We start from the raw sequence: 20,843 nt of genomic DNA on the forward strand, positions 1-20,843 counted from the left end.
CGGTTATTTTTATTAAATTTGAAACAAAGTAAAAATATGTTTTCACGAGAGATTCTGTTGAAAAATAATGTTCCGCTACTGCATTTAAAGCGCAAAGACAACCTCTTCCGTGAGGATCAGAAAGCGGTAAATTTATATTATTTGATGGAAGGTGAAATAAAAATTTACAATACCGATTCCGAAGGTAAAGAATTTCTCATCAACAAGGTTACAGACTGCATGTTTCTGGGCGAGCCGCCTTTTTTACTCGGCGAGCGCTACCCGGCCAATGCGGTGATTGCCAGCGAAACTGCAGAGCTATTCAGTTTTAATGACGCGCTTTTTCAGAAATTCATGCTCGATAATCCCGAAGGTCTAATCGTTTTTACACGTTCGATCGCACGCAAAGCCTACGAAAAAACCCTGAAGCTGAAGTCCATCGTACACCTCAATCCGCATGAGCGGATCCTCAATTTTTTGAAGATGCACAAAGTCTCGGCAGGTATAGAACCCGACACAAAAACCGTGATCAATATTACACGTAAAGAAATGGCCAACTCCACAGGTTTGGCTGTAGAAACCGTGATCCGTGCTGTAAAGAAAATGGAGCGCGAAAATAAACTTGAACTTATTAACCATAAAATATTTTACTAATGCAGCGCAGTTTCTGGCTGAAATTCTCAGTATTCAATTTTTTCATCGTGGCGCTGTTGGGCGTGGTAATGCGGTACAAAATCTTATATTCACTTCCATTTCTCGATCAGAAACATCTGCAGGAGGCGCATTCCCATTTTGCATTTTATGGTTGGATCACCAACGCGATTTATGTGCTCATCCTCATTTACCTGCGCAAAGTAGGCGCGGCGCTCAATCTGAAGAAGTACGAATATCTGATCATCATCAATCTGGTCGCGTCGTTCTCTATGCTGGGAACTTTTATTTACGGTGGTTACTTCTGGGCATCGATTGTGGCTTCTACCGCTGCATTGCTGTGTAGTTTTGTTTTCTTTTTCTTCTTTATCCGCGATTCATTTAAGATTCAGGATGCTTCGAAGATCTGGTTTCTGGCAGGCTTGTTTTTCGCCTTTATTTCGTCACTTGGCGTTTTTAATCTGGCGTACATGGGTATGACCGGAACTATGAAACAGGATATGTATCTGGCTTCAGAATATTATTATCTGCACTTTCAGTATAACGGTTTCTTTATTTTTTCCTGCATTGGGCTGCTTTTGTTTTCTTTAAAGGAAACTGGTGCGGCAATAACCAAAAGGCACAACAGCATTATATTCTGGCTGATGTTTATTGGCTGTTTAATTGGTTTCGGACTTTCTGTTCTGTGGTTGAAAATGCCTGCTTATATTTTCGCCGTAATTGTGATCGCCTCCGTTGCGCAGACGGTCGGCGCGGTAATGATATATGCTTTTGTGAAGAAAAGCTGGACAAATCTTGTGCTAAAATGGTCGCCGATGCAAAGGTTTGTGCTCATATTTGCCGGATTTGCCTTTGCCGTAAAAATTGCACTGCAGCTGGGCTCCAATATTCCGGCGCTTAATCAGTTTGCCTTTGGTTTCAGAAATGTGGTAATTGCCTACCTTCACTTGGTATTATTGATGTGTATCGCAACTTTCCTGATCAACCAGATTCTGGCAACCAACTATTTCACCATTACAAAACCGCTGCTGCTCGGACTGAAGTTATTGCTGCTCGGAATTTTCCTGAATGAATTTGTGCTTGGCATGATGGGCATTTTATCCATTAAATACATTGCGGTACCGTATGCAAACAATATACTCCTGTATGTTTCGCTGCTCATGTTTATTTCGATCTTCGTTATTTTCATCAATATGAAAACGCGGAAGGATGTGATCCAGGATTGATTTGAAAAAAATATATTTCAAAATAAAACGGCTGCCAAAAAATTTTGACAGCCGTTTCCAATTAAACCAATAAAAGAATGAAACTTATTCAGGCAGTAGCACCTCATCGATCGCATATACAATTCCGTTTGAGGCCGGAACCGTGGCTACGATCTTTGCTTTTCCGTTGATCACCGGTTTCCCGTCGACCATCGTAATTTTAATATTTTTTCCATTGACCATTCCCAGCGTTTGTCCGTCGGTCATCTGGTCTTCTTTGATCACGCCTACATAAGTGTGATAACCAAGTATGTCTGAGAGCTGATCTGCTTTGTCCGGTTTTAAAAGTCCGTCTACTGTTCCTGCCGGAAGCTTTTCGAAGGCAGAATTCATCGGTGCAAAAACCGTAAACGGCCCGGCATTACTCAGTGAGGTGGCTAATCCTGCAGCTTTTACTGCTGTAACAAGTGTAGACAGATCTGGATTTGTGGCGGCCAGCTGCACTACATTTGGATTTGATTCATCATCCACAACCGCTTCCTGGCCGGGACCGGCTGCTTCCGAACTGTTTTCTGTACCTGCCGGAGCGATGGTCTCGCTTTTCGCACAGGAACTGAGCATAAAACCCAAGATGCCCAAAATAAGAATTGACTTTTTCATTTGCTGTAATTTTATATAAATGTACAACAGAAGGGATGGATCACCTATGATCATAATCATACGTAAACCACAATACACCTGATATTTATCAATAAAAATTAAAAAAGTGGGAAGTGCAGCGTTTCAGTTTAAATAAACCCGTAATGTCAGAGAAAAAATTGTGAAAAGCTCAGTTCCCCTGCAGCGAATTTACAGATCCTTTCTGTTAAATTTTATTAAGGAAAGTACAAATGGAACAGTTGCCCAAATAAGTAAAATGAGCATTGAGATTCCCATACCGCCGCCGGATCCGAAGACTTTTTGAAAAACCGCACCGGCGTAACCCAGCATAGCCGAAATATTCAGCTGCAGCAAAACGAAGATCCGGGCCAAACCTACGGGATTCAGACCGGTGAGCGTCGCCATTATACCCTCGATCGGGTAATCTGCGAACTGGAACATCAACATCAAAAGAATTCCGTCGTAAATTATACTGAAGAAAAGCCAGATGAAGATCGAAATACCTATTCCCTTGGCTCTGTCCCGACTTACAATGGCGGAAAGCATGGCAAAGGACGTAAAGATGACGGACAGAAAAATGCCGATAATGATAAGCGAAAAACCTGTTTCTATCGAAGAATAGAGGAGGATCGGAATTCCACAGCCGATGAGAAATGCGAGAACCAAAGCGGTCGAAAGTCCCAGGAAAATATTAAACCAGACCTTCACGCGAGGTACAGGCTGGCTGAGGAGCAGCTCCACAAACTGGCTGCTGTTGTACACATAAATGGTTGAAAATATAATACTCACCAGCGGGACCACCAGCAGAACTACATTTAAAAGACTGAGCGTAGCTTTGGTGTAATTACTTTCCAGACCCAACACCGACCAGGAAATGATGAAAAGTAAAACGGTATAGAAAATAACGGTCTTGTTCTTTAAAATATCAAAAAGTATAAAGCGGGCGATCTTGTTCATCTGAATAAATAATTTTTAATAAGGTAAATCTTTCGGTAAGAATTTTACTGCGACACAGCCGCGTTCTTCATGCCTTTCAAAATGGTGACGATCGAGTCCGAAATTTTAGCGGCTCCGGTTTCGGCCATCAGATCGGCGACCGACTGGTGTATGAGAACTTTTCCTTCATTGATGAACACGATTTCACTTACAATGTCATCGAGCTCACTTAAAAGGTGTGAGGTGATGATGATCAGTTTTCCCCGGTTTTTTTCTTTGATGATTTTGTTTTTCAGAATTTCCGAAGCCAAAGGATCCAGCCCGGCCGTAGGTTCATCGAGTATAATGATCTGTGGATCAAACATAAATGCGAGTACGGCGCTGACTTTTTGAGTAGTACCGCCGGAGAGGTTTCCCATCTTTTTGCTGTACATTTTCTCAAGTTCAAATGATTCCAGCAGTTCTGTATCGAGCTGTGTCTGCGGAATTTTTCGTGTATCCCTGATCATTTTGATGGTTTGCCCGATCGTCATATTTTCCGGGTAGCGGCCGATCTGTGGCATGTAACCGATGTTTTCGCGGTAGCGGTAATCTTCCTTTACACTTTTGTCACCCACCAGAATATCGCCGTTCTCTACCACATTCAGTCCCAAAATACATTTGATCAGTGTGGTTTTCCCACAGCCGTTCGGACCTATAAGCGCTACGGAATGTCCCTGGGTAAAGGATAAATTGATGTCGTCAAGCGCGGTGAAGCGGTCGAATTTCTTGGTTAAGTTTTTAACTTCTATCATCTTAAAATTCGGAAGAATGTACCGGCCATAAACCTGTCTTTCTTCCGTTGATTTTTTTTAAATTTTTACTTTGTACATGAGTGGCTGCGCATCAACAAAATTCTCGGGCGTAAGACTTGGGATTATTTTCTCGGTTTTATCGAGCAGATCCACAAAGAATGTACGGAACAAGAGCATGACGGCGGGGTTGTTTTCCACCAGTACAGCATACAGACTCAGCGGATGAAACGGGATATCGCCGATCTTATCCCGGTCCAGATCATAACCTTCATATTTATCCCAGTAATTTCTTTTAAAATCATTCATCGTTGCGGTACCGGTCGTACTCACATCGAAGGTATTGTTAATGAAATTGTTATTGATGATCTTATTCTCCATACAGTTGGAGCTGATCTTCATGCCCCAGCCATTATTTTCGAAATCATTTTCGTAGAAATCGATCTTCGTGGCACCATCCAGAAGAATGGCGGTCGTGTTACTGTGAAACTGGTTGTGCTTGATCTTGCTGAAGCCAATATCCTTTAGTAAAAGACCGTAACTCGCATCGCCCCAGTTATTGATGAAGTTGTTGCCGACCATTCCGATATTGTTGCTGTACATCACAGCCACACCGGCATTGTTGTTATCGAAGGTATTATTTACATATACATTATTGTCCGCAAACATAAAATGAAGGCCGTACCGTAAATTTTTCCTGGAGTAGTTGTGGTAAATATAAGAGTTGATGACTTTTTCCAGGTAAATACCGTCTTTGTGTCCTTCGATATAGTTGTTTTTGATCCAGAGCTCTTCACTTACCCACGCGTGTATGCCGTCGCCGCTGCCTTCCTGCGAAACTGCCCGCGCAGAAGTGATCCTGTTGTTCTGAATGGTGCATCTGTAACCGCGCTGAATGTAGATGCCAAAATAGTTGTTTTCGAAAATGTTATTTTCTATGGTCGAAAAATGACTGTCATACAGCCGGACCGCACCAATATTCTCAATTTCATCTTCTCCGGAGTTTATAATCTTAAAACCTTTAAGAACAATATGGCTCGCACGGAAGGACAGGATCTCATATTTCATTTCGCCGTCCAGCACGGGCCGCCCCAGCCCAATGAGTGTCACCGGTTTGGTAAGGCTGATGTTTCCCTCTCTGTAAATTCCATTGTCTACAAAAATGCTGTCGCCGCTTTTTGCAGCAGCAACAGCTGATTTTATGGTTTTGTAAGGTCTGTTTTTCCCCACTTTCAATACGCCTGAAAACATAAAAAGCGGAAACAGCAAAAGAAAAAGTCTGAGCATGAAAAAATTTATTTTTGTAATTCGGCACCCAGCGCGGCGGCAGCTTTTTCTGCTTCAGCCTTATTTTCATAAGCCTGTGTATTCCCGCCCATCGGTGATTTTATGCTTCCGCCAGTGATCAGGTGCGCGTTTTCCAGTGCCAGAAATTTTCCGGTGGGATAATCGATCACATATTTTTTGGCATTCACGGTTTTCTCCGCTTCGGAACTTTCATACATTGTCATACAGCTTATGTCATCGAATTTATATACGCGGCCCTTTTCTGTAATGAGTTCTGCTCCAAATTTCTGGTCAGTGATCGTCATTTTACAGTTATCGCACTGGTCACTTTCCAGCAGGAAGTCCTGTGGACCACTTTTCTGACAGGCAAATAAAAGAAGAGCCGAGCCGGCAACGAGCATGTTTTTTAGAATTTTCATATTTTTTAGTTTGATTATTTTATTAATGGTTTTGAATTCAGACCGGTGCTTTGCCGCTCTTTTTAAACTCAATAAACGCTAAGATAACCAAAATTACGGCAACACCAATCATGATGCTTCCACCTATGTCCGGATAAGAATATGCGCCGAAATTCAGCAGTTGTTTGAAGCCGATGAGCGGAGGCTGGTAAGACATTCCGGGCACCACGATCGCCGCGTGCGGATCTAAATTGTGACCGTAATTATATTCCCACATATAGAAATCGACCATGAAGGCGACGCCAAAAATCAGGAATAAAGCAGTGGTCACGTAGAGCCAGATTTTTTTATTTAAAGCAGCTGCGATGATACACAGGATTGCATAGAAAGCCAAGGCATAAGGCAGGATCTTAAATTCCCAGAAATCCTCTTCGTGGATGGTTTTCATACCGATATAGTGGTTAAGCCCGTTGATGATCTCGTAGTCGCCTGTGATCTTATTGGCCCAGAGAAACATGGAGAGTCCTTCGGGATATTGTGGAGCCTGCAGATAGATTGCCCACATGGGGACAAAAATAGCAATGGCCAGAGCAATTCCGCAGATAATGAGCGCAATTCTGGTCAACTTGAGTAAGGGTTGATTTTGCATGGTAATGAAATTAAAAAGGGCAGAAAAATCTGCCCTTTATTTTAAATTATTTGGTTTCTCCTTCTTTGACGGGGCTTTGCGCGTTGTCTTTCTTATTATTGAGGGAGTAGATCAGCGGTGTGCTGCTACCTGCGGGCGAGACTCTTACATAACCCTGCATTTCCTGGTGCAGCGCACTGCAGAAGTCTGTACAGTACATAGGGTACATTCCGGCTTTTTTCGGAACCCATTTCAGCGTACAGGTTTCTCCCGGCATAATCAGCAGTTCAGCATTCTGATTTCCTTTGATGGCAAAACCGTGTGGCACATCCCAGTCCTGCTCCAGATTGGTCACGTGGAAGTAGACTTCATCACCTACTTTTATACCTTCAATATTATCCGGTGCAAAGTGCGAGCGTATAGAAGTCATATAAACATGAACCTGATTGCCCTGTCTCACCACTTTACTTTCAGCTTCGCCTTTGGTCGCATACGGGTGTTTGTTTTCTCCGATCTTGAAGAACTTCACCTGATTTTTGGAAATCATCTCGCCCGGAAGCGCCTGTGCGTAATGCGGTTCGCCGAAAGTCGGGAAATCCAGCAGCAGTTTCATCTTATCTCCACTGATGTCGAAGAGCTGTGCAGACTGTGCCAGTTCCGGACCTGTAGGCAGATATCTGTCTTTGGTGATTTTATTATACGCCACCACATATTTACCGAAAGGTTTTTTAGAATCGCCGCCCGGGATCATCAGGTGACCTGTTGAGTAATACGTAGGAACGCGGTCAATCACTTTCAGATCCTTGATGTTCCATCGTACAAGTTCAGAGGAAACGAACATGGAGGTGATTGCATTTCCCTGTCCGTCGAATTCGGTGTGGAGCGGTCCTAAACCTGGTTTCTGAACCTCGCCGTGGAGTGCTGCCTCATATTTTATTACAGGCACACCATCATAATCACCACTGAAGTTTTTCTCAGCGATCGCTTTCTGAATTTTGTCGAAGCTGAACACAGGGATTAATGCGGCCAGTTTTCCGGAGCCTACAATATATTCACCGGTTGGATCTACGTCGCAGCCATGTGGTGATTTTGGACATGGGATGAAATACATGGCGTCCTTCATATCTTCTACAGAAAGTACAAGCACTTCTTTTTTCATTGTTGAAGTTGCGGTGTGCGTACTTTCGTCGTATTTGTTATGCACGTATTCAGTCGCTACTTTTCTGCCTTTACCTGCTTTCGCCAGTTCAGCTGCTTTTTTCCAGTTCACCGCCATGATAAAATCTTTATCGTTTTGGGAAGCATTTACTTCAAGAAGTGTATTTGCTTTTTCTGAATTATAGCAGGAGAAGAAAAACCAGTCACCGGATTTTCCTTTGCCGGCATGCGACAGGTCAAAGTTAATTCCCGGCGCTTCGATCTGGAAAGAAACATCCATATCGCCGCTGTCCTTGTTAATACCGATGAAAGAAATCACTCCTTTGAAATTTTCCTTAAAGGAATTGATAGGAACGTCACCGTTCATATCATCTGTAGGTACCGCGAAACGTGTTCCGGCCACTACGTATTCCGTATTTTCTGTAAGGAACGGTGAGGAGTGATTTCCCGCTGAGTTCGGTAACTCAATAATTTCAACTGTTTTGAAAGTCTTTAAATCCAGGCGTGCGACCCGCGGCGTATTGTTCGCATTTGCAAACAGCCATCTGCCGTCAACCTCACCGTTGGTTTGCGACAACGAAAGGTGGTGCTGATCATCCCAGGGAATAAATCCGTGCGATGTTTCGAGCATAGGTTTTGTTTCCTCACTGTAGCCGTAGCCGTTTTCAGGATTTACGGCGAAAACAGGAAGAACTTTCAGTAATCTGCCACTCGGTAATCCGTAAACGTTTACCTGCCCGTTGAACCCACCGCTGACGAAATTGTAAAACTCATCATACTTTCCGGGCGCAACGTAAACCCGCTGTGCGGCATCACCGCTCACAGCAGTTTCGGTACTTTTTGGCTTACATCCGGTCAGTGCCGTTAAGGCATAGATCGAGCACAGTCCAAATAATTTAAGACTTTTCATATAGTTATAATTAAGGTAATTTTTCTAGGCTACGGGCTATTTAGCTCCGTCGATCTGGCGCATATATTCCAGAATTTCCCGGGCTTCGTTATCAGCAAGACCCTGGTTTGGCATTCTTACCAGACAAAGTTCAAGCTGTTTCTGTAATTCGGGATCTACGTCGATCATTGGGTCGGGATTGGTGATGAAGTTCATGATCCATTCCGGTGTCTGTCTTTTTGTAACGCCTTTCCAGCCTGGTCCTACTAATTTTTCTTCTGTAGGTTTGTGGCAGGAAGTACATTTTACTTCTGCTACCTTTTTGCCGGCTGCTGCCATAGCAGGATCGAAAGTGCTTACATCAATATTTTCATGTTTTCCCAAACCTCTGTTCGGATCGTACTTGGCTGCGGTTGCTTCCATTTCTGCAGTACTCTCATCAGTAGTGGCAGCTGTGGTCTCCGTAGAGCCGGTTGGGATTGAGTCAGTTTTTTTGTCGCCTCCGCACGAGAACAGAGCGAATGTCAGTGCCGCAACTGCGACTGTCTTTAGTGTCTTCATATTTTTTGGTTTTAATATTACTCAAATTTACAAATTTTCCGAGGAGGTGCAAATATGATCGCAATCATAGCCACGGTATGATATTTGTCGCTAGATTTATTCAGTAATTTTATTTATTTTTGTGAAAAATTAGAGTATGAACAGAATTATCTTGGGATGTGCCTTACTGGCTATTGTATCTTGCAGCAAAAAAGAAATTGACCCTAATGCAGACAGCAATGTGATGCTTGAAGAGCCGGTTGTTTCAGTTGTAGATTCGGCAGCAGCTGGCCAACATGCCGGGCTCGCGCTGATCGAAGGTGGTGATTGTCTTACATGCCATAAGATGGACGCGAAACTTGTGGGACCATCTTACCAGGAAGTAGCAGACAAGTACACTGAAGCCGATGTGGATATGCTTGCCAATAAAATTATTGATGGCGGTGCCGGTAACTGGGGAGAAATTCCAATGACTCCGCACTCCGGAATGAGCAAGGAAAACGCAAAGAAAATGGTGGAGTATATCCTTACTTTGAAAAGATAAAATTAAATACATAAAACCAACTGAACATCTTATTCAAATAAGGTGTTTTTTGTTTTTAAGGAGCCTACACATTTTATTAATCTTTATTAAAATGACCCATCCAGATATTTAATTAATACGCATACCTTTTGCACCGCGCCGCCCTATCGCTGACTGCGGCATTCTGTCAATTTGTCACAAATTTTCACTTGGTATATTTTTAGAGAAATACAAGACAAATAATTATCTAAAATTAAAAATATACATACTATGAGTAAAATAATTGGAATTGACTTAGGTACCACGAATTCCTGCGTGGCGGTTATGGAGGGTAAAGACCCCGTAGTAATCCCAAACGCGGAAGGTAAAAGAACAACACCTTCAATCGTTGCCTTTACAGAAGACGGCGAAAGAAAAGTTGGTGATCCGGCAAAACGTCAGGCAGTGACCAACCCCACAAAAACGATTTATTCCATCAAGAGATTCATCGGAACTCACTTTAAAGATGATGCCAACGAAATCGGCCGTGTAGCCTATAAAGTGGTGAGCGGACCCAACGATACCATTAAAGTAAAAATCGACGACAGAGAATATACGCCACAGGAAATTTCGGCCATGATCCTTCAGAAAATGAAGAAAACAGCAGAAGATTACCTTGGCCAGGAAGTAACTAGAGCAGTAATTACTGTACCGGCTTACTTTAATGATGCCCAAAGACAGGCGACCAAAGAAGCAGGTGAGATCGCAGGTTTAACTGTAGAAAGAATCATCAACGAGCCTACAGCCGCAGCTTTGGCTTATGGTCTTGATAAAAATCACAAAGATCAGAAGATCGCTGTTTATGACTTGGGTGGTGGTACTTTCGATGTATCTATCCTTGATCTTGGCGACGGTGTTTTCGAAGTACTGTCTACCAATGGTGATACCCACTTAGGTGGTGATGACTTCGATGATGTGATCATCAACTGGTTGGCCAGCGAGTTCCAGACGGACGAAGGCGTGGATTTAAAAACCGATGCAATCGCACTTCAGCGTTTAAAAGAAGCAGCTGAGAAAGCGAAAATTGAACTTTCTTCTTCTACGCAAACGGAGATTAACCTTCCTTATATTACAGCAACTGCTACAGGACCAAAACACCTGGTAAAAACTTTGACAAAATCCAAATTCGAGCAGTTATCAGCAGACCTGGTAAGACGTTCCATGGAGCCTTGTAAAAAAGCGCTTTCAGATGCAGGTCTTTCCGTTTCAGATATTGATGAGGTGATCCTGGTAGGTGGTTCTACACGAATCCCGATTATTCAGGAAGAAGTGGAGAAATTCTTCGGTAAAAAGCCTTCGAAAGGCGTAAATGCCGATGAGGTTGTAGCAATTGGTGCAGCGATCCAGGGTGGTGTTCTGACCGGTGATGTGAAAGATGTACTTCTTTTAGATGTTACGCCACTTTCATTAGGTATTGAAACAATGGGTTCTGTGTTTACTAAATTGATTGAGGCCAACACAACCATTCCTACCAAGAAATCAGAAACATTCTCTACAGCGAGCGATAACCAGCCCGCAGTTTCGATCAGAGTCGGACAGGGTGAAAGACCGATGTTCAACGATAACAAAGAGATCGGTAGATTCGACCTAGCAGATATTCCACCGGCACCACGAGGAGTGCCTCAGATTGAAGTGACCTTCGATATTGATGCCAACGGTATTCTTCATGTATCTGCAAAAGATAAAGGAACCGGAAAAGAGCAGTCGATCAAAATTCAGGCAAGTTCAGGACTTTCAGAAGACGAAATCGCAAGAATGAAAAAAGAAGCTGAAGAAAATGCTTCCTCTGATGCGAAGAAAAAAGAAGAAGTTGAAGTATTCAACAAAGCTGACAGCCTGATCTTCCAGACCGAAAAACAGCTGAAGGAATTTGGTGATAAATTATCAGCAGATAAAAAAGCTGCGGTAGAAAGCGCTCATGCAGAACTGAAAACTGCCTTCGACGCAAAAGATATGGATGCGGTAAAAACCAAAACCGAAGCTTTAGATGCAGCTTGGATGGCAGCTTCTGAAGAAATGTACGCTGCAGGCCAGCAAGGTCAGCCGGGTGCAGATCAGGCACAGAGCAATCCACAAGGTGACGCCGGTGCTGAAGATGTACAGGATGCTGATTTCGAAGAAGTGAAATAAGTCACTGCAGGCACAAGCTTGCACCACCATACTAAACGATGAGTTCCCCGGGTTTTAACCTGGGGAATTTTTTTGTTCCCATGTTTGCTGCGACCTGTTTTGTCGTCTTTGCTGTTTAACTTTACTTATATATTAGAGAGCAATTTTAAAAGCAAAAAAGATGGAAGAGCAAAAAGAATCGAGACTGCGCATTTTGGCGGAAGCTGGAAGCATTGAGATTTGCAGCATCCACAAAGGGAAGCATGAAGGATTTGATTATTTTCTGCAAGTGTCCGAAGAAGATCTGTTCGGGGCAGGTTTAAAAAATGAAAGCCGGGAAATGCACGAAAGTTTTTATGGCGCTTTTGATGAGCTGAACGACAAATATCCGTGGCACGATCTGCACTTGGATTTTGTGGGCGAAGATTTTGCCGAATACGTCGCAGATGCATTAGTGAAAAGGCTAAATGATCCTTTTGAAATGGTGGAAGATTTTCAGCCGGAGAATTTTGAACGTGCGTTGGGTATTAAACTGACTAAAAGGACATTGAAAACTAAAACAGGATTCTTCGACATTCAGGTTAAAGGCTTAAGCAGGGAAACGACTTATCATTACCGGGAGTTTCATGATGAATATGCGCAGGAAATCGGTCAGAAATTCAATCTTGAAAGTACCGTAGAAACGATCACCAATTACCAGGGCGATTCATTTGATTTTACAGGAACCATCGAAGTTTCCGGAAATACGGTCATCCTCAAAAACAGTTCTCTGAACATCAGCCATATTTTACCTTCAGATAAATATTATTTTTTCGCAGAACCTGAGTTTCAGGAGGAAGATAAGTGGAGCTACAGTTTGGTGTGAGCGATAAGCAGGAGCCAAAAGTAAATTGCAGACCAGAGCATACTTAAAGCCATCTGGTTGTTTTTAGATTGGCTGCTTACCCGAAAAGCTGTTGTTGAAAAATGTACAGTATTGTATTATTTTTTCGGTGCAGCGCTGTGTTAATTTTTCTTAAATTTCAACTTCTCAAATAAACGATAAGAATTCAATTTTTACTTTTTTAAATGGCCATCAAAAAAACAGAACTATACCGCTCACTTTGGGCGAGTTGTGACGAATTACGCGGCGGAATGGACGCCTCCCAATATAAAGATTATGTACTCACGATGTTATTCGTGAAGTATATTTCAGACAAAGCAAAATCCGATCAGGATTTTGCCATCGAAATTCCGGACGGCGCTTCGTTTGAAGATATGGTGAACCTGATCGGGAATACCGAGATTGGTGATAAAATCAATAAGCAGGTTTTGAATCCGATCAAGGAAGCCAATGGTCTGAATGATTTCCCCGACTTTAATGATGAAAGCAAATTAGGCAAAGGAAAAGATCTGGTAGAAACCGTTTCTAACCTGGTTAGAATCTTTAATGACAACAGTTTAGATTTTTCTAAAAACTCGGCGGAAGGCGATGATATTCTGGGTGATGCTTATGAATATCTGATGCGTCATTTTGCGACAGAATCCGGAAAATCAAAAGGTCAGTTTTATACACCTGCTGAAGTTTCCAGGATTTTGGCGAAGGTTATTGGCATTACTTTTAATAATGCAACGACACAGACTACAGCTTATGATCCCACGTGTGGATCAGGATCGCTGTTGTTGAAAGTGGCGAACGAAGCCGGAAAAGCCATTACGCTTTACGGTCAGGAAAAAGAAACCACCACCGCCAACTTAGCGCACATGAACATGATTTTGCATGGTGCGGAAACAGCAGAAATTGTGGCCGATAATACTTTAACAAGACCAGCGTACAAAGAAGAAAACGGCAGTTTGAAACGTTTTGATTACGTGGTTGCCAATCCGCCTTTTTCTTTGAAGAGCTGGAGCAATGGCGTGAATATCGAAAGTGATGAATACAACCGATTTACTTTAGGCGTTCCTCCCGAAAAGAATGGCGATTACGCTTTTCTACTGCATATTTTACAATCGATGAAAGCCAATGGAAAAGCCGCAGTGGTTTTGCCACATGGTGTGTTGTTCCGTGGAAATGCAGAAGGTGAAATCCGTAAAAACATTTTAAAGAAAGGTTATATCAAAGGGATTATCGGTTTGCCGGCGAACTTGTTTTACGGTACGGGAATTCCGGCCTGTATTATTGTCCTCGACAAAGAAAATGCGGAACATCGTAAAGGAATTTTTATGATGGATGCCAGCAAAGGATTCCTGAAAGACGGCAACAAAAACCGTTTGCGGGAACAGGATCTGCGCAAGATCACCTATGTATTTACCCAAATGCAGGAAGTTCCCAAATACAGCCGCATGGTTCCGATGAGCGAAATTGCCGATGCTAAAAACGATTACAATTTAAACATTCCGCGCTATATCGATACGCAGGAAAGTGAAGATATTCAGGATTTACGGGCACATTTACAAGGTGGCATTCCGGTGCGTGATCTGGAAGCGATGCAGACTTATTGGAACGCTTATCCGAAACTGAAACATGATTTATTCTCGCCGTTGCGGGAAGGTTATGTGAAACTGAATGTGGCGGCTGCCGATATTAAAACTACGATTTTTAATCATCCGGAATTCAGGGCGTTTAATGAGACTTTAGACCAAACCTATCACAAGTGGTTAGATGATCAAATGAAAATTTGGGAAACCTTGGCAGAACATTCCAACGGTAAAGATCTGATTGCCCAAATGAGCGAAAGTCTGCTCAAAGCCTTTGAAAATAACACGTTGGTGAATGGTTACGATCTGTACCAATATGCCATGACCTATTGGCAGGAAACCATGCAGGATGATGTGTATTCGGTTTCTTTGGATGGCTGGAAAGCCGGAAACGAATGGGAACGCACCATCATTAAAGGAAAGAAAGGCAAAGACGGCAAAGCCGGAAAAGACAAAGAAGTGGCAGGATTAGCCGGCGTGGAAGGTCGAATGATTTCGCCGGAATTATTGAGTCAGGTTTATTTTAAAGATTTATTAGATCAAATTGAAACGGCTCAACAATCTGTAGAAAATGCTCAAGCCACGCTGGCTGAAATAGAAGAAGAGCATACTTCGACAGGCTCAGCACAAGGTGAAGACGGTTTGTTTGCAGATCTGGAAAAGGTAAATGCAGCCGAAGTCTCTAAATTATTAAAAGTAAAGCAGAAAGAAACACTGCGGATGGTTGCAGAACCTTCCGGCTCTTACGGAAATAAAACGGCTAAAAGTGACGTTGAAATTTTAGAAGATTATTTGGAAGCGACCGAAACCATTAAGAAAGCCAATGCGGAGATTAAAACTATGCAGGCAAAACTGGAAAAAGAAGTTATTGAAAAATATGCGAAACTGACCGAAGCCGATATTAAGGATTTGGTTTTGAACCACAAATGGAAAGCGCATCTCTTAACCACTTTGCACCAGGAACAGGATAAAATCTCGCAGGGTTTAACCCAAAGAATTAATGCTTTGGCAGAACGCTATGCGAAGACTTTGGAAACCTCGCAAAAGGAATTGGCAACAGCCGAAACCAAAGTGATGGCTCATTTAGAAAAAATGGGATTGGTATGGTAAAAGATAATCGTATAGAAATGCCATCCACAGGTAGCAGAAATGACGACGGCAGAAATAGCGACGGCAGAGACGGAGCATGCTCCGTCTCAACAAATTACAAACAGACGGAGATTGGTTTGATTCCGGAGGATTGGTTTCTATTTAAAGTTGGAGAAGTGATTACTTTCAGCGGAGGTTCGCAGCCACCGTTATCTACTTTTTCACATGAACGACGATCTGGTTATGTTAGAATGATACAGATTCGTGACTATAAGACTGATAAATTTAAAGTATTTATACCAGAAAACTTAGGAAGAAAGTTTTGTAATAAAAATGACATAATGATCGGGAGATATGGCCCACCAATTTTTCAGATTCTTAAAGGTTTGGAAGGAGCTTATAATGTTGCATTATTAAAAGCTATACCTAATGTTAATGTCATAGATAAAGATTTTGCATGGCATTTTTTGCGAAGTGAAGATCTATTTAATTTTGTGGAAAAATTGTCTCAAAGATCTTCCGGTCAAACAGGAGTAGATCTTGTAGAATTAAAAAATTATCCAATCCCACTTCCACCACTCGCCGAGCAAGAAGCCATTGCAACGGCCTTAAGTGATTACGATTCCTGGATTGACAGCATCGAAGAAGTTTTAGCCAAAAAACGCCTCATCAAACAAGGTGCGATGCAGGAATTATTGACGCCGAAAGAGGATTGGGAAGTGAAGAAGTTGGGGGAAATGACACAATTAATTACAAAAGGAACAACTCCAACATCAGTAGGATTTGATTTTACTGAAAATGGAATAAATTTTATAAAGGTCGAATCTATTAACAAATCGGGAGTTATTGATTTAGATAAAACAGCATTTATTTCTGAAGAATGTCACCAATCCTTATATCGTTCACAAATAAAATCAGGGGATATTTTATTTTCTATTGCAGGAGCATTGGGAAGAACGGCAATTGTAAAAGAAAATATTTGTCCAGCAAACACCAATCAGGCTTTAGGAATTATTAGGTTAAATATAGGAGTAATTGATACAAAATATTTGTACTATTTTTTTAATAGAAATGAATTTCAACAAATGTTAAATACTATTTCTGTTACTGGAGCACAGCCGAATTTATCATTACTTAATCTAAACCAGTTTGAGATAGTTTTTCCATCACTTTCGGAGCAAACGCGCATCGCCACGATCTTATCGGATATGGATTTAGAAATCGAAGCGCTGAAAGAAAAACTGGGCAAAGCGCGGCAAATAAAACAAGGCATGATGCAGGAACTGCTGACGGGGAGAGTGAGGTTGGTGTAGATATCAGTTGAGTAAAAAAGAAATAAAAAATATCATGGAAGTGCTTCACTCTAAAACGTTCAAAAACCTGCCTAATTATTCTTTAGAATGGGGCTTTGGTACTTGGTCTAAAGACTGGGAAGAAAAAGACTTTGCAATTAGAAATCGCTATAACAGGGAAGATGGTGGTTTTAATGTTAGAGGTTCGGCGGAAATTCCTTGGATTGATTTTAATCGAATGGTTCCGGAAAGTATAATAGAAAAACAATTTTCGAAAAAGGAACTTAAGGTAATTTTAATAGCATCGTTTAAACAACTTATTAAAAATCTATTTAAAATATGAAACATAATCCGAGATATATATTAAAGCACCTTTCCGTTCGTGTGCCTTGGCATGATAACGGTTGGAATGGTTCTGTATGTAATAATCCCAAAGCCAATGGCGCTTGTTTAATTTTAAAAAACTGTGCCCTTAATCGTAACGATGAGCAAGAACAAAGTGCAGCAGGGCAATTATTAAGCAATTTATCCGAAGATCAATATCCTGTCTGTGTTGGTGAAAGAGCTACTTTTATGGCAAAGTTTGCTTTTCATAAAACCATTTCACATCCATATGCTGAAAGTTCACCCAATACACACGGACATTTAAAGCCCACAAGGTTGCAGTTTCCTGCTTTTGCAGCAGCAGCAGTACCTTATCATTGGATGCTTAAAGAAAATGCCAAAGAAAAAACTGCAATCTATGATTTGAACTACGATGATACCAAAGAGCCTCAACTCGACTGGGCAAAGAATGGAGGAGATAATTGGGTGCAAGAAATTTCAAATCAAAAGGCCTTACTCAATTGCTTTTTCGAGCATTTGCAAGAAGAAACGTCGTTGGTTTTTTTTTATGCTAAGCAAGTGCCATTTGTAGAAGAATCAGGAAGGGTTTTGGCAGGCGTTGGTAAAATCAATAAAATAATCACTTCTGAGGCTTATGAGGGTAGCAACAATCGTTTTGGTGCTGCTTATTGGGAGCACATGATTTTGCATTCTATTCGTAAAGAAGGCAAAAATGGTTTTTTATTACCTTATCATTCTGCCATCGAATACCAACAAGAAAACCCCAATTTTGATGTAGCCGAATTAGCGGTAATTGTACCCAACGATAAACGCTTTGAGTTTTCATATGGCACAGAACACGTAAGTAATGATAGTGCAATCAGGGTGTTATTAGACTGTATCAAATCATTAGAGGATGCAGAAGAATTAGGCATTGGCGAAAACCATCAAACAAGCATACAATGGATACACAATGAAATTGCACAATTAGAAAAATTGCGTGGTGCATATCCTGGAATGGGTGCAGCCCTTTGTGCATTTGGTATTGAAAAGGGTCATTTTGTAGCAGCCGAAATTATCAATCAATTAAAGGATGACAAAGAAAATCCTTGGCAACTTTTCGAGCAAGCATTAGATAACCCAAAAGGAATATTATCAGATGCCGTAGCTGTATTAATTCCATTCAATTCAAAAAAATTATACAAACGCCTAAAAGAAAAAGGTACACCAACTCGAATAAAGTTTTTGCATTTATTGAGCCGATTCGATTTAAATATTGAGCAGGCAACTTTTCTATTTGTAGAAGAAGAAAGAGAGACATTGGGTATTAAACGCAAAGATGAAGAATATCTTGCTAATCCATATTTGATTTACGAAGACCTACGCTTTACCAAGACACCGGTAGCATTAAGTACAATTGATTTAGGTTTATACTTAAAAAATACATCTGCTAATATATTGCCTGACAAATTGGTTTATGTTGATCCATTTGAAAACCATCGAATCAGAGCTATCACCATTCAGCAATTAGAGTATGCAGCCCTGCAAGGGCATACGCTATTGCCTCGTAAAGAAATCATCAAACAAATAAGAGAATTGTCTCTTTATCCAACGTGTGCTATCAATAGCGATTATTACGAATTAGCAGAAGAATGTTTTACGGATAGTATAGAATTGGAAGAAATGAAAGATGGCGAAAGAGCCTACCAATTGCAGAGATTTACAGAAACAAGAAGTATCATCAGTCAAAAAATAGATGACAGAGTAAATGGCAAACGATTACCACTTTCTGCCAATTGGCAACAATTATTAGATGAAGCTTTAAAATCATTTACCAAAGGTGAACCAGATGCACAGGAATTAAAAGCGAGAAAAGAAAAAGCTGCTGCATTAAAGGAAATTGCCGAAGCACGTTTTTCTGTTTTAATTGGTCCTGCCGGAACAGGTAAAACCACCTTGCTCACTATTTTAGCTGGGCAGAAAGAAGTGGAAAATAATGGTGTGCTTTTGTTAGCGCCTACTGGTAAAGCAAGAGTTAGAATGGAAGAGGTAGCAAGAAACCTGCAAGTGACAGCTAAAACATTGGCACAATTTCTTTCTGGTTTCGATAGGTATAATGGAGATATACAGCGATATGTTTTTTCTGATAGGTATTGTGAAGGGCAATATGAAACAGTTATTTTAGATGAAGCCTCAATGCTTACCGAAGAAATGTTGGCAACAACAATGGACTGTTTAAAAGGAGTCAAGCGTTTTATTTTAGTAGGCGACCATCGGCAGCTTCCACCTATTGGAGCAGGAAGACCATTTGTAGATATTATCAATCATTTGAAACCTGAGGGAATTGAAACCTCATTCCCGAGGGTAAGCAAAGGTTATGCAGAATTGACTATTAAACGTAGACAAGGAGGTTCAAAACGTGAAGATTTGCAATTGGCAGAATGGTTTAGTGGCGAAGCATTAGAACCAGGTGCGGACAGTATCATCAATCAAATATTGACTACTCCCAATTCGCAGTATTTAAGAATGGAGCATTGGGAAAACGAAACAGACTTCGATAAAGTGTTGGAAAAGGTTTTAGTAGAAGAATTAGGAATGAGTTCTATTGAAGATGTGGAAACTTTCAATAAATCGCTTGGGTCTGTTGATGGCAGATATTTTAATTTTAAAGAAGTGGCTAGTAAAGCAGAAGCTTGGCAAATATTATCTCCCATTCGGGAGAAGGTTTTTGGCGTTAGAGCTATCAATCGTAAAATACACAAACGTTTTAGAGAGGACAAAGTAGAATATGCCAGAAGCAGATTTGGTAAAATTCCATCGCCAATTGGTTTAGAGGAAATTGTTTATGGTGATAAAGTAATTAATCTTTTCAACTCCCGAAGAAACCCAAAGGCTGTTTGGCCATCAGATGCTTTAAATTATGTAGCAAATGGTGAAATAGGTGTTGTTATTGGTCAGTTTAAAACGGCTAAAATGACTTTCAAGGGCAAGCCTAAAAACACCGAAATAGAACTTACTTCTCAAAAAGGTTTTAAATACTCATTCAAATCTTGGGAGTTTGCAGAAGAAAGCAATAATCCTTTGGAGTTAGCTTATGCCTTAACAGTACACAAAGCACAAGGAAGCGAATTTGGCAAAGTGTTTTTAGTCGTTCCAAACCCTTGCTTTCTCTTATCAAGGGAAATGCTATATACTTCACTCACAAGGCAAAAAGACAAAGTAATAATGCTATTTCAAGGCAACGCCTTTGATATAAAAGCATTAGCGTCACCATTAAAATCAGATGCTCTAAAACGCATCACCAATCTTTTTGTTAAACCTGATTTGGTGGAAGTAGAAGGGCAATATTTAGAGAAAAATTTAATTCATCAAGCGAGTGATGGCAAAATGTTGCGTTCGAAAAGTGAACTGCTTATTTACCAAAGGTTAATAGATAAAAAGCTAAATCCACTATACGAGAAAAAATTAGTGATTAAGGAAGTAGAGAAGTTACCTGACTTTACCATCGAAAATGAAGAAACAGGCGAAGTGTATTATTGGGAACATTGCGGAATGTTGTTCGATGAAGAATACAAACAGCGTTGGGAAGAAAAACACCAATGGTATAAAATCAATAAAATACTTGAAAATGGCGGTGATAACGGAACATTAATAGTTACCGAAGACAAAGCCTTTGAAATAGAAGACGGAAGTATTCGTGGAGCAATATCAGTAAAGGAAATAGACGAAATAATCAAGAAATATTTTAATCGATAACTTATTGACGCATGATTAACCAATACAGCGCATCACCCAAAACCGTATCATCCGTTTGTTCACCAAGAAGTTGGATTAGGGCAATTAAGGTAACTAAGGAAATCGAATGAAATAATTAAATTCGTAATGCAA

17 protein-coding genes are annotated in these 20,843 nt (G+C 41.0%); 9 read left to right on the forward strand and 8 right to left on the reverse strand.

What is annotated here, in order from left to right; genetic code table 11:
- The first annotated feature begins 36 nt into the window (after positions 1-36).
- Together H562_RS14785 and H562_RS15715 are read left to right on the forward strand one after the other, a co-directional pair.
- Entirely contained in the window at positions 37-633 is a 597-nt protein-coding gene (locus H562_RS14785) for a Crp/Fnr family transcriptional regulator (protein ID WP_051190424.1), read from the forward strand.
- The gene (locus tag H562_RS15715; protein WP_034690827.1) at positions 633-1,856 is read left to right on the forward strand and encodes a hypothetical protein; all 1,224 of its coding nucleotides are present in this window, start codon (positions 633-635) and stop codon (positions 1,854-1,856) included. The genes H562_RS14785 and H562_RS15715 overlap by 1 nt, the downstream gene beginning before the upstream one ends.
- Positions 1,857-1,940: 84 nt before the next feature.
- Here the strand turns inward: H562_RS15715 and H562_RS0106640 are convergent, their stop codons facing one another.
- The 8 genes from H562_RS0106640 to H562_RS0106675 all read right to left on the reverse strand — a co-directional run bounded on the left by H562_RS0106640 (position 1,941) and on the right by H562_RS0106675 (position 9,143).
- The gene (locus tag H562_RS0106640) at positions 1,941-2,495 is read right to left on the reverse strand and encodes a fasciclin domain-containing protein (RefSeq protein WP_027376782.1); all 555 of its coding nucleotides are present in this window, start codon (positions 2,493-2,495) and stop codon (positions 1,941-1,943) included.
- A 189-nt stretch (positions 2,496-2,684) separates the two neighbouring features.
- A complete protein-coding gene (locus H562_RS0106645; protein ID WP_027376783.1) occupies positions 2,685-3,452 on the reverse strand; it encodes an ABC transporter permease subunit in 768 nt (255 codons plus the stop codon).
- Positions 3,453-3,496: 44 nt separating this feature from the next.
- Positions 3,497-4,225: an ABC transporter ATP-binding protein gene (locus H562_RS0106650; RefSeq protein WP_027376784.1), complete on the reverse strand. Its 729-nt coding sequence runs from the start codon at positions 4,223-4,225 to the stop codon at positions 3,497-3,499.
- A 57-nt stretch (positions 4,226-4,282) separates the two neighbouring features.
- Positions 4,283-5,509, reverse strand: coding sequence for a nitrous oxide reductase family maturation protein NosD (locus H562_RS0106655; RefSeq protein ID WP_027376785.1), 1,227 nt, complete (start codon positions 5,507-5,509; stop codon positions 4,283-4,285).
- A gap of 8 nt (positions 5,510-5,517) precedes the next feature.
- On the reverse strand, positions 5,518-5,928 hold the full coding sequence (locus H562_RS0106660; RefSeq protein ID WP_027376786.1) for a nitrous oxide reductase accessory protein NosL: 411 nt from the start codon (positions 5,926-5,928) through the stop codon (positions 5,518-5,520).
- Between the two features lie 37 nt (positions 5,929-5,965).
- Complete coding sequence (locus tag H562_RS0106665) at positions 5,966-6,556, reverse strand: hypothetical protein (protein WP_027376787.1); 591 nt, start codon at positions 6,554-6,556, stop codon at positions 5,966-5,968.
- 46 nt (positions 6,557-6,602) lie between these two features.
- Positions 6,603-8,603: a Sec-dependent nitrous-oxide reductase gene (gene nosZ / locus H562_RS0106670; RefSeq protein ID WP_027376788.1), complete on the reverse strand. Its 2,001-nt coding sequence runs from the start codon at positions 8,601-8,603 to the stop codon at positions 6,603-6,605.
- A gap of 36 nt (positions 8,604-8,639) precedes the next feature.
- On the reverse strand, positions 8,640-9,143 hold the full coding sequence (locus H562_RS0106675) for a c-type cytochrome (RefSeq protein ID WP_027376789.1): 504 nt from the start codon (positions 9,141-9,143) through the stop codon (positions 8,640-8,642).
- Between the two features lie 136 nt (positions 9,144-9,279).
- On the opposite strand from H562_RS0106675, the gene H562_RS0106680 reads away from it, so the two are divergent.
- From H562_RS0106680 to H562_RS0106710, 7 genes are all read left to right on the forward strand, one after another.
- A complete protein-coding gene (locus H562_RS0106680) occupies positions 9,280-9,666 on the forward strand; it encodes a c-type cytochrome (RefSeq protein WP_027376790.1) in 387 nt (128 codons plus the stop codon).
- Between the two features lie 249 nt (positions 9,667-9,915).
- On the forward strand, positions 9,916-11,814 hold the full coding sequence (dnaK, locus tag H562_RS0106685; protein ID WP_027376791.1) for a molecular chaperone DnaK: 1,899 nt from the start codon (positions 9,916-9,918) through the stop codon (positions 11,812-11,814).
- A gap of 160 nt (positions 11,815-11,974) precedes the next feature.
- Positions 11,975-12,658, forward strand: coding sequence for a hypothetical protein (locus tag H562_RS15385; RefSeq protein WP_027376792.1), 684 nt, complete (start codon positions 11,975-11,977; stop codon positions 12,656-12,658).
- Between the two features lie 203 nt (positions 12,659-12,861).
- Positions 12,862-15,360: a type I restriction-modification system subunit M gene (locus tag H562_RS0106695; protein ID WP_027376793.1), complete on the forward strand. Its 2,499-nt coding sequence runs from the start codon at positions 12,862-12,864 to the stop codon at positions 15,358-15,360.
- Positions 15,354-16,652: a restriction endonuclease subunit S gene (locus H562_RS15390; RefSeq protein WP_051190426.1), complete on the forward strand. Its 1,299-nt coding sequence runs from the start codon at positions 15,354-15,356 to the stop codon at positions 16,650-16,652. Before H562_RS0106695 ends, H562_RS15390 begins: the two co-directional genes overlap by 7 nt.
- Positions 16,653-16,686: 34 nt before the next feature.
- The gene (locus H562_RS0106705) at positions 16,687-16,974 is read left to right on the forward strand and encodes a hypothetical protein (RefSeq protein WP_027376794.1); all 288 of its coding nucleotides are present in this window, start codon (positions 16,687-16,689) and stop codon (positions 16,972-16,974) included.
- Positions 16,971-20,711: an ATP-dependent DNA helicase gene (locus H562_RS0106710; protein ID WP_027376795.1), complete on the forward strand. Its 3,741-nt coding sequence runs from the start codon at positions 16,971-16,973 to the stop codon at positions 20,709-20,711. Before H562_RS0106705 ends, H562_RS0106710 begins: the two co-directional genes overlap by 4 nt.
- Positions 20,712-20,843 lie beyond the last annotated feature (132 nt).

The organism is Kaistella palustris DSM 21579, assembly GCF_000422265.1.
GTDB classification, from domain to species: domain Bacteria; phylum Bacteroidota; class Bacteroidia; order Flavobacteriales; family Weeksellaceae; genus Kaistella; species Kaistella palustris.